The sequence below is a fragment of the Protofrankia sp. Cj3 genome (genome assembly GCF_917627355.1).
GTDB lineage: Bacteria > Actinomycetota > Actinomycetes > Frankiales > Frankiaceae > Protofrankia.
Genome location: NZ_CAKJTR010000016.1, coordinates 31,715 through 47,144 on the forward strand (window position 1 = coordinate 31,715; position 15,430 = coordinate 47,144).

The following is a 15,430-nucleotide window of genomic DNA, read 5'->3' on the forward strand; positions in this document are numbered from 1 at the left end:
CAGTCCCCGAGGCGCTCGAGGGCCTGGGCGCCTATAAGTTCGGCTGGTCTGACACGGACGCGTATGCGGCAACCGCCCAGCGCGGGCTGTCGGAGGCGGTCGTCCTCGGCATCTCGGCCAAGAAGAGCGAACCGGAGTGGATGACGCAGCTCCGGCTCAAGGGCCTGAAGCTCTTCGGCCGCAAGCCCATGCCGACCTGGGGCGCGGACCTGTCCGGGATCGACTTCGACAATATCAAGTACTTTGTCCGGTCGACCGAGAAGCAGGCTGCCACCTGGGACGATCTGCCCGCGGACATCCGTAGCACCTACGACAGGCTCGGCATTCCTGAAGCCGAGAAGCAGCGCCTGGTCTCCGGCGTGGCGGCTCAGTACGAAAGTGAAGTCGTTTACCACAAGATTCGTGAGGATCTTGAGGAGCAGGGTGTTATCTTCCTCGACACCGACACCGGCCTGCGGGAGCATCCGGAGATTTTCCAGGAGTACTTCGGGTCGGTCATCCCGGTCGGGGACAACAAGTTCGCCGCGCTCAACACCGCGGTGTGGTCCGGTGGTTCTTTCATCTACGTACCGCCGGGCGTGCATGTCGACATTCCGCTCCAGGCCTATTTCCGCATCAACACCGAGAACATGGGCCAGTTCGAGCGGACGCTCATCATCGTCGACGAGGGTGCCTACGTGCACTACGTCGAGGGCTGCACGGCACCGATCTACTCCTCCGACTCGCTGCATTCGGCGGTCGTGGAGATCGTGGTGAAGAAGAACGCCCGCTGTCGCTACACGACCATCCAGAACTGGTCGAACAACGTGTACAACCTGGTCACCAAGCGGGCGGCGTGTCAGGCCGGCGGCACCATGGAGTGGATCGACGGGAACATCGGTTCCAAGGTGACAATGAAGTACCCGGCCGTGTGGCTGCTCGGTGAGCAGGCCAAGGGCGAGGTGCTCTCGATCGCGTTCGCCGGCCCCGGCCAGCACCAGGACGCCGGCGCGAAGATGGTGCACGCCGCGCCGCGGACATCATCCAAGATCGTTTCCAAGTCGGTGGCCCGCGGCGGCGGCCGGACGTCCTACCGGGGCCTGGTCCAGATCCAGGACGACGCGCACAACGCGCGGGCGACGGTGAAGTGTGACGCCCTGTTGGTGGACGCGATCAGTCGTTCCGACACCTACCCGTATGTGGACGTCCGGGAGGACGACGCCTCCATCGGGCATGAGGCCACCGTGTCCAAGGTCGGGGAGGACCAGCTCTTCTACCTGATGAGCCGCGGGCTCTCCGAGGATGAGGCCATGGCCATGGTCGTGCGCGGGTTCGTCGAGCCGATCGCCCGGGAACTGCCGATGGAGTACGCCCTCGAGCTCAACCGGCTGATCGAGCTGCAGATGGAAGGCGCGGTCGGCTGATGGTGACCGCTCCCATCCACAACGGCTCGCGGGACGGTTCGGCCGCGGGCTCGGCCGCAGGATCCGCCGCGGGATCCCCGGCCGGTCCGGCTGTGCTGGTGCCCGGGTCCTCGACCGGTTCGCCGGCCGGGTCGAAGGCGGGGGTGTCGGCGGGGCGGCCCGACGGCCGGCCGCGTCCGGTGCGCTCCCGCGACCCCCAGGTTCATCCGCTACCGACCGGCCGCGAGGAGGAGTGGCGGTTCACTCCGTTGCGCCGGCTCGGCGGCCTGCTCGGTGGCCCGGCCGCCGACGCCACGTTCACGGTGGATGTCGAAGCGCCCCCGGGAGTGACGGTTGAGCGCGTCGGCATCGATGACGCCCGCGTCGGGCGGGTGCTCACCCCGGCCGACCGTGTGTCGGCGTTCGCGATGACCCGCGCCGAGCATGCCGTGGTCGTCACCGTGCCCGCCGAGGCGGCCCCGGACACGCCGGTGGTCGTCCGGCTGCACGGCTCCGGCGGAACGGCCTACGGCCACCTGGTGGTCGAAGTCGGCGCGTTCGCCTCGGTCACGGTGGTGCTCGATCACACCGGACAGGCCGTCTTCGCCGGCAACGTCGAGCTGTCCATCGGCGACAGCGCCTCCCTGGTCTTCGTGTCGCTCCAGGATTGGGATCCCGGCGCTGTGCACGTCGCCGCACACGCGGCCAGGGTCGGCCGGGACGCCCGGTTCCGTTCGTTCACGGTGACTCTCGGTGGAGATCTCGTCCGCTTGTCGCCCACCGTCACCTATGCCGGACCTGGCGGGGATGCCGAGCTCTACGGGCTGTTCTTCACCGACGCCGGCCAGCACCAGGAGCACCGGCTGCTGGTTGATCACAGCCCGCGGTCCTGCCGCAGCCGGGTCGCTTACAAGGGCGCGTTGCAGGGCGAGGGCGCGCACGCGGTGTGGATCGGTGACGTGGTGATTGGCGCGGACGCCGTGGGTACCGACACCTACGAGCTGAACCGTAACCTCGTCCTCACCGATGGTGCCCGTGCGGACTCGGTGCCGAACCTGGAGATATCCACCGGCGAGGTCGTCGGGGCCGGCCACGCCAGCGCCACCGGCCGTTTCGACGACGAGGCGCTGTTCTACCTGATGGCGCGGGGCATCCCGGCGGACGAGGCGCGACGGCTGGTGGTCCGCGGCTTCTTCGCCGAGATCGTCGACCGGATCGAGATCGGCTCTCTCCGGGAACGGATCACCGCGGCGGTCGAGGCGGAGCTGGACGGGGTCGTCTAGTGGGTGTTTTTCAGCGTGTGTGCGCGTTGGCGGACCTCCGCGAGGAGTCCGCGCTCGGCGTCGAGGTCGGCGGGCAGCCGGTGTGCCTGGCACTGGCCGGTGGGCAGGTCTACGCCATCCGCGACGAGTGTTCCCACGCCGAGGTGATGCTCTCCCACGGCGAGGTCGAGGACGCGAGGATCGAATGCTGGCTGCACGGCTCGCAGTTCGACCTTGCCACAGGTGAACCCGTCGGGCTGCCGGCAACCGAGCCGGTACCCGTCTATCCGGTGAAGATCGACGGTGACGACGTGCTCGTCGACATCGGGCAGTCATAGCGGCTTGTAGGACATAGCGGTTTTTAGGAGACTGATCAAGTGTCGACCCTTGAGATCCGTAACCTCCATGTCTCGGTGGAGACCGATTCCACCGAGGGGAGGGAGATCCTGCGCGGTGTGGACCTGACGATCCGCCGCGGCGAGACCCATGCGATCATGGGGCCGAACGGCTCCGGCAAGTCGACGCTGGCGTACTCCATCGCCGGTCACCCCAAGTACACGATCACCAGTGGTTCGGTGGCGTTGGACGGGGTCGACGTGCTCGCGATGAGCGTGGACGAACGCGCCCGCGCCGGGGTCTTCCTTGCCATGCAGTACCCGGTTGAGGTGCCCGGCGTGTCGGTGTCGAACTTCCTGCGCTCATCCGTGACAGCCGTGCGCGGCGAGGCGCCCAAACTGCGTACGTGGGTCAAGGAAGTCCGTGAGTCCATGGCGACCCTGGAAATGGACCCGGCATTCGCCGAGCGCAGCGTCAACGAGGGTTTTTCCGGTGGCGAGAAGAAGCGTCACGAAATCCTTCAGATGGCCCTGCTCAAGCCGAAGATCGCTATCTTGGACGAGACCGACTCGGGCCTTGACGTGGACGCGCTGCGGATCGTCTCCGCCGGCATCGAATCCGTCCGCGCGGCCGGGGAGACCGGTATTCTTCTGATCACCCATTACACCCGTATCCTGCGTTATGTGAAGCCGGAGTTCGTCCATGTGATGGCTGGCGGGCGCATCGTCGACTCCGGCGGCCCCGAGCTCGCCGCGGTCTTGGAGGACGGCGGCTACGACCGGTACGTCAAGGCGACCGAGGCGACCGAGGTGCCTGCGCCGGCCGGGACGGCGGTATGACGATGACGGACGCGATGCCCTCGCCCACGCGGCGCACCGCCGCTCAGCCGGGGGGCGGGTACGACGTCGATCAGGTCCGCAAGGACTTCCCGATCCTGGCCCGGCGTGTCCACGACGGCCGGCCGCTGGTCTACCTCGACAGCGCGGCCAGCTCGCAGAAGCCCACGGCCGTCCTCGACGCCGAGCGGGACTACTACGAGCTGCACAACGCCAACGTCCACCGCGGCATCCACGTGCTGGCCGAGGAGGCGACCGCGCTGTACGAGTCCGCCCGCGACCGGGTCGCCGCCTTCATCGGCGCACCCAGCCGGGACGAGGTCGTCTTCACCAAGAACTCCTCCGAGGCGCTGAACCTCGTCGCCTATGCGATGAGCAACGCGGCTGCCGCCGGTCCCGAGGCGGAGCGGTTTCGTCTCGGGCCGGGCGACGAGGTCGTCATCACCGAGATGGAGCACCACTCCAACCTCGTGCCGTGGCAGATGCTGTGCCGGCGGACCGGGGCGGCCCTGCGCTGGATCGGTCTCACCGACGACGGCCGCCTCGACCTGGCGGATGTGGAGAAAGTGATCACCGAGCGGGCGAAGGTCGTCTCGTTCGTGCACCAGTCGAACATCCTCGGCACGGTCAACCCGGTGGCGACGCTGGTCGACCGGGCTCGGGCGGTGGGCGCGCTGACCGTCCTGGACGCCTCCCAGTCCGTACCGCACATGCCGATCGACGTGACCGCGCTCGGGGTGGATTTCCTCGCCTTCACCGGCCACAAGATGTGCGGGCCGACCGGTATCGGCGTGCTGTGGGGCCGGGGTGAGCTGCTGGCGGTGATGCCGCCGTTCCTCGGCGGCGGCGAGATGATCGAAGTGGTGACGATGGAGGCGTCGACGTACGCCGTGCCACCGCACCGGTTCGAGGCCGGCACGCCGATGATCGCCCAGGCGGTCGGCCTCGGCGCCGCGGTCGACTACCTCACCGATCTCGGCATGGACGCGATCGCCGCCCATGAGCACGACATCACCGCCTACGCACTCGACCAGCTGGCCACCGTGCCGGGCCTACGGATCATCGGGCCGCCGGACGCGGTCGACCGGGGCGGCGCCGTCTCGTTCGTGCTCACCGGGTCCGACAACCGGCCGCTGCACCCCCACGATGTCGGCCAGCTGCTCGACGAACGGGGTATCGCCGTTCGCGTGGGACACCACTGCGCCCGCCCGGTCTGCCTGCGCTACGGCGTCCCGGCCACGACTCGGGCTTCCTTCCACCTGTACTCGACCCGTGGTGAGGTCGACGCGCTGGTGGAAGGCCTGGGGCATGTCCGGAGGTTCTTCGGGACGTGAAACTGGACTCCATGTACCAGGAGATCATCCTGGACCACTATCGCAACCCGCACCACCGCGGGCTGCGCGAGCCGTTCGACACCGAGGTCCACCACGTCAACCCGACCTGCGGGGACGAGGTGACCCTGCGGGTCAAGGTGGCCGACGGCAAGGTCGCGGACGTCTCCTACGAGAGCGAGGGCTGCTCGATCAGCCAGGCGTCCGCGAGCGTCATGACCGATCTCGTGATCGGCCGGTCCGTGGCTGAGGCGCTCGAACTGGGCCGGGAGTTCCTGGCGCTGATGCAGTCGCGCGGCACCGTCGAGCCGGACGAGGATGTGCTGGAGGACGCGGTCGCCTTCGCGGGCGTGTCGAAGTACCCGGCCAGGGTCAAGTGCGCCCTGCTGTCGTGGATGGCCTGGAAGGACGCGACCGCGCAGGCGGTGGGCGGCATCCCGGAACAGGAGGTGGACCGGTGAGCGAGACCACCGTGACCGAACAGGACCCGACCGTGGCTGAAGTGGGAACGGCCGAACCGGTCGCGTCGGCCGGTGACACTGCTGTGGACAAGGCCGTGGACAAGGCCGCTGTCGATGACGTCGAGGAGGCCATGCGCGACGTCGTCGACCCCGAGCTCGGCATCAACGTCGTCGACCTCGGTCTCGTCTACGGCATCAACGTCCACGACGACAACACGGTCACCCTGGACATGACGCTGACGTCGGCGGCCTGCCCGCTGACCGACGTGATCGAGGACCAGACCCGTTCGGCCCTGACCGACGGGCCGGATGCCCTGGTCAACGACGTGACCATCAACTGGGTCTGGATGCCCCCGTGGGGTCCCGACAAGATCACCGATGACGGTCGCGACCAGCTGCGGGCTCTCGGCTTCAACGTCTGACCTGTTCTTCCCATCTCAGGTTCATGATCGGCGCGTGTTTGTTGTTGTGTACGCTTTTCCGGCTGAAATGCGTGCCGACCGACAAACACGCGACGATCATGAGTGCTGATTGCCGACGGCGAGGGCGTGCGCCACGGTCTGGGCTACGTAGTCGGCGCGCTGAGTCACGTCGGCCCAGGTGAAGCGGAGCACCGTCCACCCCAGCATGGCCAGCGTGTTCTGCCGGTAGCGGTCGCGGTACAGCGCGTCCGGTTCGGCATGCACGGCCGTACCGTCGGCTTCGACGTCGAGTCGTCGGCTCGGCCAGGCGAGGTCAAGGCGGGCGATGACGCGTCCGGCCATATTTCTGACCGGCCATTGGAGCTGCTCGGGACCCAGGCCCGCGTCGATGAGGAGCAGCCGCAGCCGCGTTTCGAGCGGGGACTCGGCTCGGCCGTCAGCGTGCTGCCACCAGCTCGATCGCGTTGCCGCGCCCAGCCTGCCGAAGACGAGCGACCGAGCGCTGTTGAGATCGGTGAGATGGCCATCGTGCAACACCGCGTCCATGAGGGCGACGGCGTCATCGCGGCTACGACGCAGCACCATGTCGGCGAGCGCGCGTGGCGCCGACGTCGCCGGAACGCCGCAGACATCTGTGACCTGGGCGAGCGGTATGTCGGCCCAGTGCAGTACGACGCCGTCCGGCTGTGCCCGCGCGGCTCTGCGTGGCAGCAGGAGGTGCACCGGTTCGCTGGGCGCTGCCGTCGGGAGGCCGCCGAACCCGAGGAGCCGCGCCGCGGTGATCTCGCCTGCGACGGCGTCCGACCTGCGTAGCAAAGCGGCCCGAACCCGGCTCCGGAGCGGATGGGCTCCTGGCACGAGGTAGGCGCCTCGGCGCGGCTGCCGCCACTGGCCGATCTGGACGAGATGCGCGATCTGCCGGCGGGTCAGTCCGAAAGCCTGAGCCTGGGCTGTAGTGATCATCCCGTCCTGCCGCCGTGCCTGACGAAGGAGATCCGGGGTCAGATCGGGACGGGGATCGAGCATGACTGGATTTTTCCTGCGCCGGTTGGAGCGGCGCCATGCCTGGAACTGATCTGTGGACAACCACCGGCATTCGCTGACGACCGCTGACATCCACCGTTCATGATCGGCGCGTGTTTGTCATTGTGTACGTTTTTCCGGCTGAAATGCGTGCCGACCGACAAACACGCGCCGATCATCCTGGGGCCGGGCCCTGTCCGATAGTCACGATCATCTCACCTGTTGTTCGGCTTCGGATTGGTGGGTGAGAGGCTGCCGGTTCCGTCGTCCGTCAGTACCTGATGGATGCGGCGGCTTCGTGAGGATCGGGCGCTCAGCACCGATAGCAGGCAAGATCATAATGCGAGAGGAACGGGGAGCTGGATGAGATTTCGGGTGGACGTCGCCGCGGATGTGGACAGCATTCCGTGGGACCAGGTGTTCAGCCCTGCGCGCGGGGTCGCCTACGATCTGATCCGCGCTCAGGACGAGGCGCTGGCCGCCGAGTTACACGATCATGGCTACGCGGGCAGTTCGCTGCGTCCGCTTGGTCTGTCGGCGCCCCGCTTCCGCGGGGCGGGCCGGCGTACCGGCGTGTATGGCGCGTCCGGTGACGGCACGATCTGGTTCGGCTCCCCGGTACCGCGGGTGGCCGCGGCGCTGCTGGCCGGGGTCGCCGGGCGCACGGAGCTCCGCTGGGGCACTGTCGCGCTGCGGGTGCGGGGCGTCCAGCTGGAGCCGATGCCGGACCACAGCCGCGGGTGGGCGGACTTTTCGACGGTGACAGAGGTGCTGGTGAAATTCGAGGACCGGTTCATCCACCCCGACCATCCGCGATATGCGGAAAGGCTCTGCCACAACCTGCGGCACAAGGCGGACCTGCTGGGCCTGCCCGGCGACCTGGAGATTGACATCGTGTCGTACGGGCCTGCGCGCAAGTTCCTGGTGCAACGGGCGCCCCGGTACGGCAGCACCGTCCAGCTGCGCGTGCATGCCGATCCCGTGTTACTCGACGCCCTTTATGAATGGGGCCTGGGGCTCAACACCAACCAAGGATTCGGCTGGATCCGATGACCGCACCACCGGATGCCGGCGAACAGTTACGGACAGAAGTGCTGGCCTTGACACGTCATCCGATCCAACGTTGCGGAGCATGGGCGGTCACGATTCTCGCGGGCCGCGATCATCCGGATGACGTGACGGTGGGGGATCTCGATGATGTCGCGGCACGGATCGTGCGGGATGTCGTGCGGGCCGCCACAGCGGGTAAGGATGATGCGGCCTATGACTGGTGGAAGGTTCTGTACGCGCTGTTCCCGAACGCGAAGCCGACCCACGCGAGCCGGCCGCGGGACGCCGCCGCGCTGACCGCCGAGGTGGACCGGTTCTTCGCCGTGGACCGGGCGCGCGACGTGCTGCGGCCGTGTGTGTTCTGCGGCGCGATGGCCGGCGTCCTGTGGGCGAAGTCGATGCTGCCGATGTTCGACACGACGAAGTTCCGCAACACGCTGCCACCGGGGACGGCGGGCTGGCCGGTGTGCCGGGCGTGCCGGATCGCGGTGTGGGCGATGCCGTACGGCGCCGCGGTAACAGCCGGGTCGGCGACGGTACTGACCTGCGACGGTGACGTGGTCGAGCGGAATTTCGCGGCGCGGAACTGTGAACGGGCCGCCCGGATCCAGCAGGTCGGATTCAGCTCCCTGCCGTCTCATGCCTCTCCCGAGGCGGTGACATTGTGGGGGCTGCGAAACTACGCGGCACGGTCCGGCACGAACCAGCGGCCGGTCGCCACGACATTGTGGATGTTCAAGAACGACAATCAGGAGCCGTGGTTGCGGGTCACCGCCACCCGACTGGCGGTCGTGGGATTTCTGCGGGCGCTGCCGACCCAACCGACCGCCGCCCGGGGCTGGCGACGGCTCGAACGCGCGTTGACCCGGCGGGCCGCGGACGGAACGGTCATCCGCGGCGGCCGTGACGCCATTGCCCGGACGTTGTTCGAACCGGTCAACGATCATCGGGACCGGCTGCTGGTCGAGCTGTTCAACCGCCGCGACGCGGTGGAGAAGACGTCGGCGTCGACCCTGCGGGACTGGCGGGCGTTGTCAGCGCTGTATCTGAGGGAGATGTGTGGAATGGACACGGGTGACCTGAAACCCGTCACCACGCTGCTGGTCGACTGGATCACGGCGGAGAAGAATCCCCGCGGCCGGTTCAACGAGTACCGGCAGGTGGCCGGGCGGACGTTCGCGCTGCAACGCCTGCTGATGGAGGCGAGCGCCCGGCTGCTGCTCGACGGGCGTCGTCCGTCGGACATCACCGGGGCGACCGAGACGCTGCTGGCCTCGACCCCGCCGGGGTGGCGCCTGCGCGGGCAGCTGTTCTTCGAGGTCGTCGCCGAGCTGGCCGCGCGCGGCGCGGCGATCGGCACCCGGGCTGAGAGCGACGAGGACGACGCCGACGACACCGACGGGCCGCACGTGGGGTTCGACCCGGATGCGGACGACGATGATGTTGACAATGACGGGGGGTACGCCTGATGGCGTTTCTGGCAGGAAAGATCGTGCTCGCGGTGGAGGCGGGCGCGCCGAACAACGGGGCGGGTGACACGACGACCGGCAGGGTGAAGAAGACCCGGATCCGGGGCCGGTACTACCCGTATGTGTCCGCGCAGGCGTTCCGCCGCTGGCTGCGGGACACGATGACCGCCGCCGGCTCGGTGCCGTCACCGACCGAGCGGGTCGGAAAAGCGCAGGGTAAGGCGCAGAAGGTGACCACGAACGCGGACCCGATCCGGTACGTCGATGACGACCTGTTCGGTTACATGAAGGCCACGGCGAAATCCACCGACGAGGCCACGACCGTGCGGGACACCCCGTTCATGGTGGGTACGTTCCTCGCGGTCGAGCCGGCGCAGCTCACCGAGGATTTCGGGGTGATGTCCCGGAACATTTCCGAGCCGGTGCTGCACTCGCACGAGTTCTACACCGCGGACCTCGCCGCGCCGTTCCTGTTCGACATACCGCGGGTGGGCACGTTTACCCTGCCGGGTCCGAGCGGGTCGGGCCGGCCCAACTATCTCGACGAGAAAACCGCGCTGGGCTTTGCGGCCGCGGCGCAGGCCGGTGCGACCACGCAGACCTTCCGCGGCCATACCGCGGTACGCCTGCCGCTCGCCTCCCGGCGGGAGCGGGTCGCGGTCCTGGTGGAGGCGCTGGCGGAGCTGGCCGGTGGCGCGAAGAAGGCGTTGCACTACGGTGACCGCGTTCCGGCGCTGCTGGCGGTGGTGCCGATGGCGGGTGGGGTGAACCCGCTCGGCTTCGTCATCGACGGCGCGGAGGACGGCACCGGTCTTCAGGTCCGCGGTGACGTGCTCCGCAAGGAACTGGCCGCATGGCAGGGCGAATGGGAGCCGCCGGTGCTCGTCGGCTGGCGGCCCGGCTTCCACGACGTCCTGCGTAAGCGGTTCGAGGCCGACCTGGCCGAGGAGATCGCGGCCGGCCAGGTGGTGATCGATCATCCGCGGACGGTGCTGCTGGCGTTGGCCGCGCGGGTGCGGGACGGGCAGCACGACGCCTGGTTCGACGACCCGGCCCGGTGACCACGGTGAGCGAACATCCACGCTCGGTCCCGGTCGAGGCGCTGCGGGTCGAGCTGTTCGCGCCGGTCGCGTCGTTCCGGGACCCGATGTTCCCCGGGGTCACCCGCTGCCTGCCGGTGCCCGCACCGTCGACCGTGCGGGGCATGCTCGCGGCGGCCACCGGCCGGCCCGACGAACCGGTCCGGCTGGGGATGGCGGCCAGCGCCGCCGGTGACGGCATCGACCTGGAGACTTACCATCCGATCGCCGCGGACGGGAGCAACCCGGCGATCGGCGGCCGGGTCCGGGCGGGCAAGGGCGGCGCCACCGTCCGGGAACGGCCCTTCCTCACCGGCGTCCACGTGACCCTGTGGATTCCGGGTGCGGACGGCCGCCGGATCGAAGCCGCGCTGCGCCGGCCGACCTGGGGTTTGCGCCTGGGGCGCTCCCAGGATCTGGTGTACCTGCGGGGCCGGCCCCGGTGGACGGTGCTGCATCCGGCCGCGCAGGCGGTGGTCGGTCACGCTCTGGCCCCGCCGGACGGGCATGACGCGCCCGGGGCGGTGTCGGTCCGGCTCGCTGAGACGGTGAGCACCGACCGGTTCCGCACCGTCTACGGTTCGTTTCTGTGGTGCCCGACAGCTGCGGGGCGCCGGGATGTTCAGGGTGCCTACCGCGACGAGGGCACCGGTGAGGCGGTCTGGCTCTACGGCCCTGACCAGGCCGGCACCACGGATGGCGCCGATGCCGGGGAGATGGCCGATAACACCGATAGCCCCGGCGCTGTGGGCAACTCGGCGAGCGCCCGCGGCGATAGCGGTGGCGGCGGTGGTGACGGCGGTCATCGAGCTGCGCTCGACCAGGTGCTGGCGAAGTCCGCCACCGGCTCCGCGCACGGCCGGCCGGAGCCGCTGACCGACCACTGCGCGGCGGTGCGGGACGCCGCCCGCGCGGTCGCCGACCGCATCGGCCCGGCCGGGCCGATCGCCGCGGAACCGCGCTTTTGGGCCTGGGTGGAACAGGCCGCCCTGCTGCACGACGCCGGCAAGGTAGCCGCCGGTTTCCAGCGGCAGTTGCGGGTGCGCAAGGCGCCGTGGGGCGAGCGGCACGAGGTGCTCTCGCTGGCCTACGTAGACCTGCTCACCGCCGGTCAACCCGATCATGACCGGCTCATGACGGCAACGGGTGTCGCTTTCCACCACAAGCCACTGACGGTCAGCGGTGGCCTCGGCGACGGCCTGGCTGACAGGTACCCGTATGACGGTGGCTGGGAACACCGCTTCGGCCTCAACCCGGATGCTTTCGGTGACGAACCCCGCATCCAGGTCACCCCGGCGCGGCACGCCGAGCTGCTCACCTGGTTCACCGGCCAGCTCGGCACGAGCCTGCCGCCATCGGACGGCCAGCGGTTGTGGCAGCGGGCCCGTGATCTGTTCGTGGCGACGCGGGACGCCTGGATCGATCCGGTCACCCTGGAGGACGGCCTGCTGGCGGTGCTGTTACAGGGCGCGGTCACCCTCGCCGACCATTCCGGCTCCGCCCAGGTGCCGTTGCAGCGGCACATGCCGTTACCGTCGCGCTTTCTCGACCGACTGGCTACACCGTACGATCATCAGCGGGGGGCGGCGGCGGTCGACGGCCATCTCGTACTGACCGCGCCGACCGGCAGCGGTAAGACCGAAGCGGGTCTCGCCTGGGCGTCCACCCAGCTCGCGGGAATGCCGGGCCGGCCACGGCTGGTGTGGGTGCTGCCCTACCGGGCGTCCATCGACGCCGCCGCCGAGCGGTTCACCCATGCGCTCGACCCGCCACCGGGCGAGGCGGAGCCCGACATCGGCGTGCTGCATTCCACCGCTGCCCGCACGCTGCTCACCCGGGCGGTGGCGGAGGACTGCGCGCCCGGACCCGACGACGCGCGCAAGGCCCGCGCCCGCGCGGGGGCGATGCGACTGTTCGCCCAGCGGGTGCGTGTCGCCACCCCGCACCAGCTGCTACGGGCGGCGATCGCCGGGCCGCGCTACTCCTCAGTCCTGCTGGAGCAGGCCAACGCGCTGTTCGTCCTGGACGAACTGCACGCCTACGACCCGGTCACCTTCGGCCGGATCTGCGCGGCCCTGCGGCTGTGGAAGCAGCTCGGGAGCCGGGTCGCGGTGCTCTCCGCGACCCTCGCACCGCCGATGATCGAACTGGTTAAGGAAAGTCTGTCTCCGCGGCCGGTGGCGGTCGTGCCCGCCGCCGCCGGCACCGCGCCGGACCGCCATCGGCTCGTCCTCGACGAGGAGCCGGTCACCTCGCCGGCAAGCCTTGAGGTCATCACCGGATGGCTGTCCGAGGGGCGCAGCGTCCTGGTCGTGGCCAACACCGTCCGCAGCGCCCAGGCCCTGTTCGAGGCGCTGGCGCCGGCCGCCCGCGCCGTGCATCCGGATGACGACGACGCGGCCCTGCTGCTGCACTCAAGGTTCAAAGCCCGTGACCGGACCGCGATCGAACGGCGAGTCGCCGCCCGGCATCCCGAACGCGAACCGGGCGAGCCGGCCCTGCGTGAGGGCCGTGGCGGACTCGTCGTATCCACCCAGGTGCTGGAGGTCTCGCTGTGCCTGGACTTCGACCGCGGGGTCAGTGAACTCGCCCCGATCGAAGCGGTCGCCCAACGTGCCGGCCGGGTCAACCGCCGCGGGCGCCATCCGGACGGGCCTGTCGAGTTCCGCGTTCACGCCGTGTCGTCCCACCTGCCCTACGAAGAGGAGGCGCTGGACGCGGCGTGGGCCGCCATGCAACGCACCGTGACCGGTGATCCGATGATCTCGGAACACACGATCGGTGCCTGGCTCGCCGACGTCTACGCCACCCCCTGGGGGCAGCAGTGGGCCCAGATCGCCCGCGAGGCGCGGGACGAGTTCGCCGCGGCTTTCCTGACCTTCCGCCAGCCGTTTGAGGACCGTGGCGAGTTCGCCGCCAGGCTTGACAAGGATTTCGACACCGTGCACGTCCTGCACGCCGACGACGTCGACGAATATCGGACGCTGTCGGACCGGCGTGACGGTCACCCGCTGCTCGCCGAAGGGCTGCTCATCCCCATCCGCTTCGGGCAGTACGCAGGCCTGTTGCGCGACCGGCATGCCCACGTCGACCGGCGTCTCAAACTGGCTGTGGTCGATCTGCCGTACACGGCCGAGGCCGGGCTGGATCTGTCCGCCGATCCGGACACGGGTGCTCGTGCGCAGGCCATCCCAGTGGACACCGTCCTGTGAGCGACACGAATCCTGTGAGCACCGTCGGCCCCGTGAGCGACACGAGCAGCCCCACGAGTGAGGTTGGTGACGACGGCCTCGGCGGTGTCCACATCAAGTACCTGCTGCACTGCCCGCGTCAGCTCTGGCTCTACATGCGTGGCTACCGGCCGGAGGCGTCCAGCGATCTGGTCGCCTTCGGTGAGGTCGTGGACGACACCACCTACACCCGCCGCCGCGACATCGACCTCGGTGAGGCGAAAATCGACTGGGTCACCACGGGTGCCGTCGTCCATGAGACCAAGTCCTCCCGTGCCCCTTCAGCGGATCATGAGGCGCAGGTCCGCCATTACTGCCTGCTGTTGGAACGGCGCGGGGTCCACGTGCGAGGCGGGACTGTCCACTACCCGTTGATCCGCCGGACGGTCACCGTGACCTGGAACGACCAAGCCCGCGCCGCCGCTCTGGACGCCGAGCGCCAGGCCCGTGCCGTGATCGCCGCGCCGTCGATACCACCACGGCTGGAGCGCAGGCGCTGCCGCGGCTGTTCCTATACCGACTACTGCTGGGGGTAGTTCATATGACCGACCATCGCCGGACGTCTTGGCCACCGGCATGAGCGCCGCCGGCCGCACGTACTGGCTGACCGAACCGTGCCGCATCCGTCGCGAGGACAACAGCCTGCGTATCGAGCGGGCTGACGCCAGCCCGGTGCACCTTCCGATCACCGATGTCCGCGATCTCGTGACCTTCGACCACGTCGACATCAACACCGCGGCGGTGTCGCTTCTCGGCCGGCACGGCGTGATGGTCCACGTCTTGGACCACTACGGCAACTATGCCGGCGCCGTCACCCCCGCCGAGGACATGTCGTCGGCTCAGGTGGTGCGCTGCCAGGTTGCCCTCACCGCAGACCCGGAGCAGCGGGTCGCAGTCGCCCGTTCACTGGTAGCCACGACTGCGGCAAATGTGCGCTGGGCGCTGGACACCGAACATCTCGATCGCGCCCTGGACACCCTTACCGCCCAGCTCCCGGACTGTCACAGCGCCGAACAGCTTATGGGGGCAGAGGGGAACTTCCGCCGAACGGCCTGGGGGGTGTTCGACACGATCCTGCCGGCCTGGCTGCGGCTGGACGGCAGGAGCCGCCGTCCACCGACCAATGCGGGCAACGCTTTTATCAGCTATACCAACAGCATCGTCTACGCACGGGTCCTCACCGCCCTGCGGTGTACCCCGCTGCATCCCGCGCTCGGGTTTCTGCACGCCGACACCGACCGGCGCCGTAACACCCTCGCCCTGGACCTGGCCGAACCGTTCAAGCCGCTGTTCGCCGAACGCCTGCTGCGTCGCGCCGCCGCGCAGAAGACGCTGCGGCCCGCCGACTTCGAAAGCGACGTCGGCCGGGCCTCCCTCAGCCGTGACGGCCGTAAGAAGGTCTCCACGATGATCCGGGAAGAGCTCGCCACGACCGTCTACCACCGGACGCTGCGCCGCAAGGTCTCCTATGAGGAGATCATCCATCTTGAGGCGCTCAAGATTGTCCGTCTCTGTCTGGAGGGCACCCCCTACAAGCCTTTCCGGCCTT

14 protein-coding genes are annotated in these 15,430 nt (G+C 69.0%); 13 read left to right on the plus strand and 1 reads right to left on the minus strand.

The window, feature by feature from the left end:
- Positions 1 to 23 precede the first annotated feature (23 nt).
- The 7 genes from sufB (at position 24) to MJ783_RS03835 (ending at position 6,030) form a co-directional block, all read left to right on the plus strand.
- Positions 24 to 1,403, plus strand: a complete 1,380-nt coding sequence (gene sufB, locus MJ783_RS03805; RefSeq protein ID WP_370651428.1) for a Fe-S cluster assembly protein SufB — start codon at positions 24 to 26, stop codon at positions 1,401 to 1,403.
- Positions 1,403 to 2,665 (plus strand): Fe-S cluster assembly protein SufD, encoded by a 1,263-nt coding sequence (sufD, locus tag MJ783_RS03810; RefSeq protein ID WP_239308519.1) that lies wholly within the window; start codon positions 1,403 to 1,405, stop codon positions 2,663 to 2,665. The genes sufB and sufD overlap by 1 nt, the downstream gene beginning before the upstream one ends.
- On the plus strand, positions 2,665 to 2,982 hold the full coding sequence (locus tag MJ783_RS03815) for a non-heme iron oxygenase ferredoxin subunit (RefSeq protein WP_239308520.1): 318 nt from the start codon (positions 2,665 to 2,667) through the stop codon (positions 2,980 to 2,982). The genes sufD and MJ783_RS03815 overlap by 1 nt, the downstream gene beginning before the upstream one ends.
- A gap of 39 nt (positions 2,983 to 3,021) precedes the next feature.
- On the plus strand, positions 3,022 to 3,819 hold the full coding sequence (gene sufC / locus MJ783_RS03820; RefSeq protein ID WP_239308521.1) for a Fe-S cluster assembly ATPase SufC: 798 nt from the start codon (positions 3,022 to 3,024) through the stop codon (positions 3,817 to 3,819).
- Between the two features lie 14 nt (positions 3,820 to 3,833).
- Positions 3,834 to 5,150: a cysteine desulfurase gene (locus tag MJ783_RS03825; RefSeq protein WP_370651429.1), complete on the plus strand. Its 1,317-nt coding sequence runs from the start codon at positions 3,834 to 3,836 to the stop codon at positions 5,148 to 5,150.
- Positions 5,147 to 5,608: a Fe-S cluster assembly sulfur transfer protein SufU gene (gene sufU / locus MJ783_RS03830; RefSeq protein ID WP_239308522.1), complete on the plus strand. Its 462-nt coding sequence runs from the start codon at positions 5,147 to 5,149 to the stop codon at positions 5,606 to 5,608. The genes MJ783_RS03825 and sufU overlap by 4 nt, the downstream gene beginning before the upstream one ends.
- A gap of 83 nt (positions 5,609 to 5,691) precedes the next feature.
- Positions 5,692 to 6,030, plus strand: coding sequence for a metal-sulfur cluster assembly factor (locus MJ783_RS03835; protein WP_239308534.1), 339 nt, complete (start codon positions 5,692 to 5,694; stop codon positions 6,028 to 6,030).
- A 96-nt stretch (positions 6,031 to 6,126) separates the two neighbouring features.
- On the opposite strand, the gene MJ783_RS03840 is transcribed toward MJ783_RS03835, so the two are convergent.
- Entirely contained in the window at positions 6,127 to 7,056 is a 930-nt protein-coding gene (locus MJ783_RS03840) for a type IV toxin-antitoxin system AbiEi family antitoxin domain-containing protein (RefSeq protein ID WP_239308523.1), read from the minus strand.
- A gap of 360 nt (positions 7,057 to 7,416) precedes the next feature.
- Between MJ783_RS03840 and cas6 the strand changes: the two genes are divergently transcribed.
- From cas6 to cas1b, 6 genes are all read left to right on the plus strand, one after another.
- Positions 7,417 to 8,106: a CRISPR-associated endoribonuclease Cas6 gene (cas6, locus tag MJ783_RS03845; RefSeq protein ID WP_239308524.1), complete on the plus strand. Its 690-nt coding sequence runs from the start codon at positions 7,417 to 7,419 to the stop codon at positions 8,104 to 8,106.
- A complete protein-coding gene (locus tag MJ783_RS03850; protein ID WP_239308525.1) occupies positions 8,103 to 9,572 on the plus strand; it encodes a hypothetical protein in 1,470 nt (489 codons plus the stop codon). The genes cas6 and MJ783_RS03850 overlap by 4 nt, the downstream gene beginning before the upstream one ends.
- Positions 9,572 to 10,633 carry a type I-B CRISPR-associated protein Cas7/Cst2/DevR gene (gene cas7i, locus MJ783_RS03855; protein WP_239308526.1) on the plus strand — a complete coding sequence of 354 codons (1,062 nt, stop codon included), beginning with the start codon at positions 9,572 to 9,574 and terminating at the stop codon, positions 10,631 to 10,633. Before MJ783_RS03850 ends, cas7i begins: the two co-directional genes overlap by 1 nt.
- A 5-nt stretch (positions 10,634 to 10,638) precedes the next feature.
- Positions 10,639 to 13,863: a CRISPR-associated helicase Cas3' gene (gene cas3 / locus MJ783_RS03860; RefSeq protein ID WP_239308527.1), complete on the plus strand. Its 3,225-nt coding sequence runs from the start codon at positions 10,639 to 10,641 to the stop codon at positions 13,861 to 13,863.
- 32 nt (positions 13,864 to 13,895) lie between these two features.
- On the plus strand, positions 13,896 to 14,417 hold the full coding sequence (locus MJ783_RS03865) for a CRISPR-associated protein Cas4 (protein ID WP_370651430.1): 522 nt from the start codon (positions 13,896 to 13,898) through the stop codon (positions 14,415 to 14,417).
- Positions 14,418 to 14,457: 40 nt separating this feature from the next.
- A partial coding sequence (gene cas1b, locus MJ783_RS03870; protein ID WP_239308529.1) for a type I-B CRISPR-associated endonuclease Cas1b occupies positions 14,458 to 15,430 on the plus strand: 973 nt, incomplete at its 3' end.

Coding starts and splice junctions, on each gene's coding strand:
- sufD (WP_239308519.1), top strand. CDS start 1,403: ATGGTGACCGCTCCCATCCACAACGGCTCGCGGGACGGTTCGGCCGCG.
- cas7i (WP_239308526.1), top strand. CDS start 9,572: ATGGCGTTTCTGGCAGGAAAGATCGTGCTCGCGGTGGAGGCGGGCGCG.
- MJ783_RS03850 (WP_239308525.1), top strand. CDS start 8,103: ATGACCGCACCACCGGATGCCGGCGAACAGTTACGGACAGAAGTGCTG.
- cas6 (WP_239308524.1), top strand. CDS start 7,417: ATGAGATTTCGGGTGGACGTCGCCGCGGATGTGGACAGCATTCCGTGG.
- MJ783_RS03825 (WP_370651429.1), top strand. CDS start 3,834: ATGCCCTCGCCCACGCGGCGCACCGCCGCTCAGCCGGGGGGCGGGTAC.
- MJ783_RS03840 (WP_239308523.1), bottom strand. CDS start 7,056: ATGCTCGATCCCCGTCCCGATCTGACCCCGGATCTCCTTCGTCAGGCA.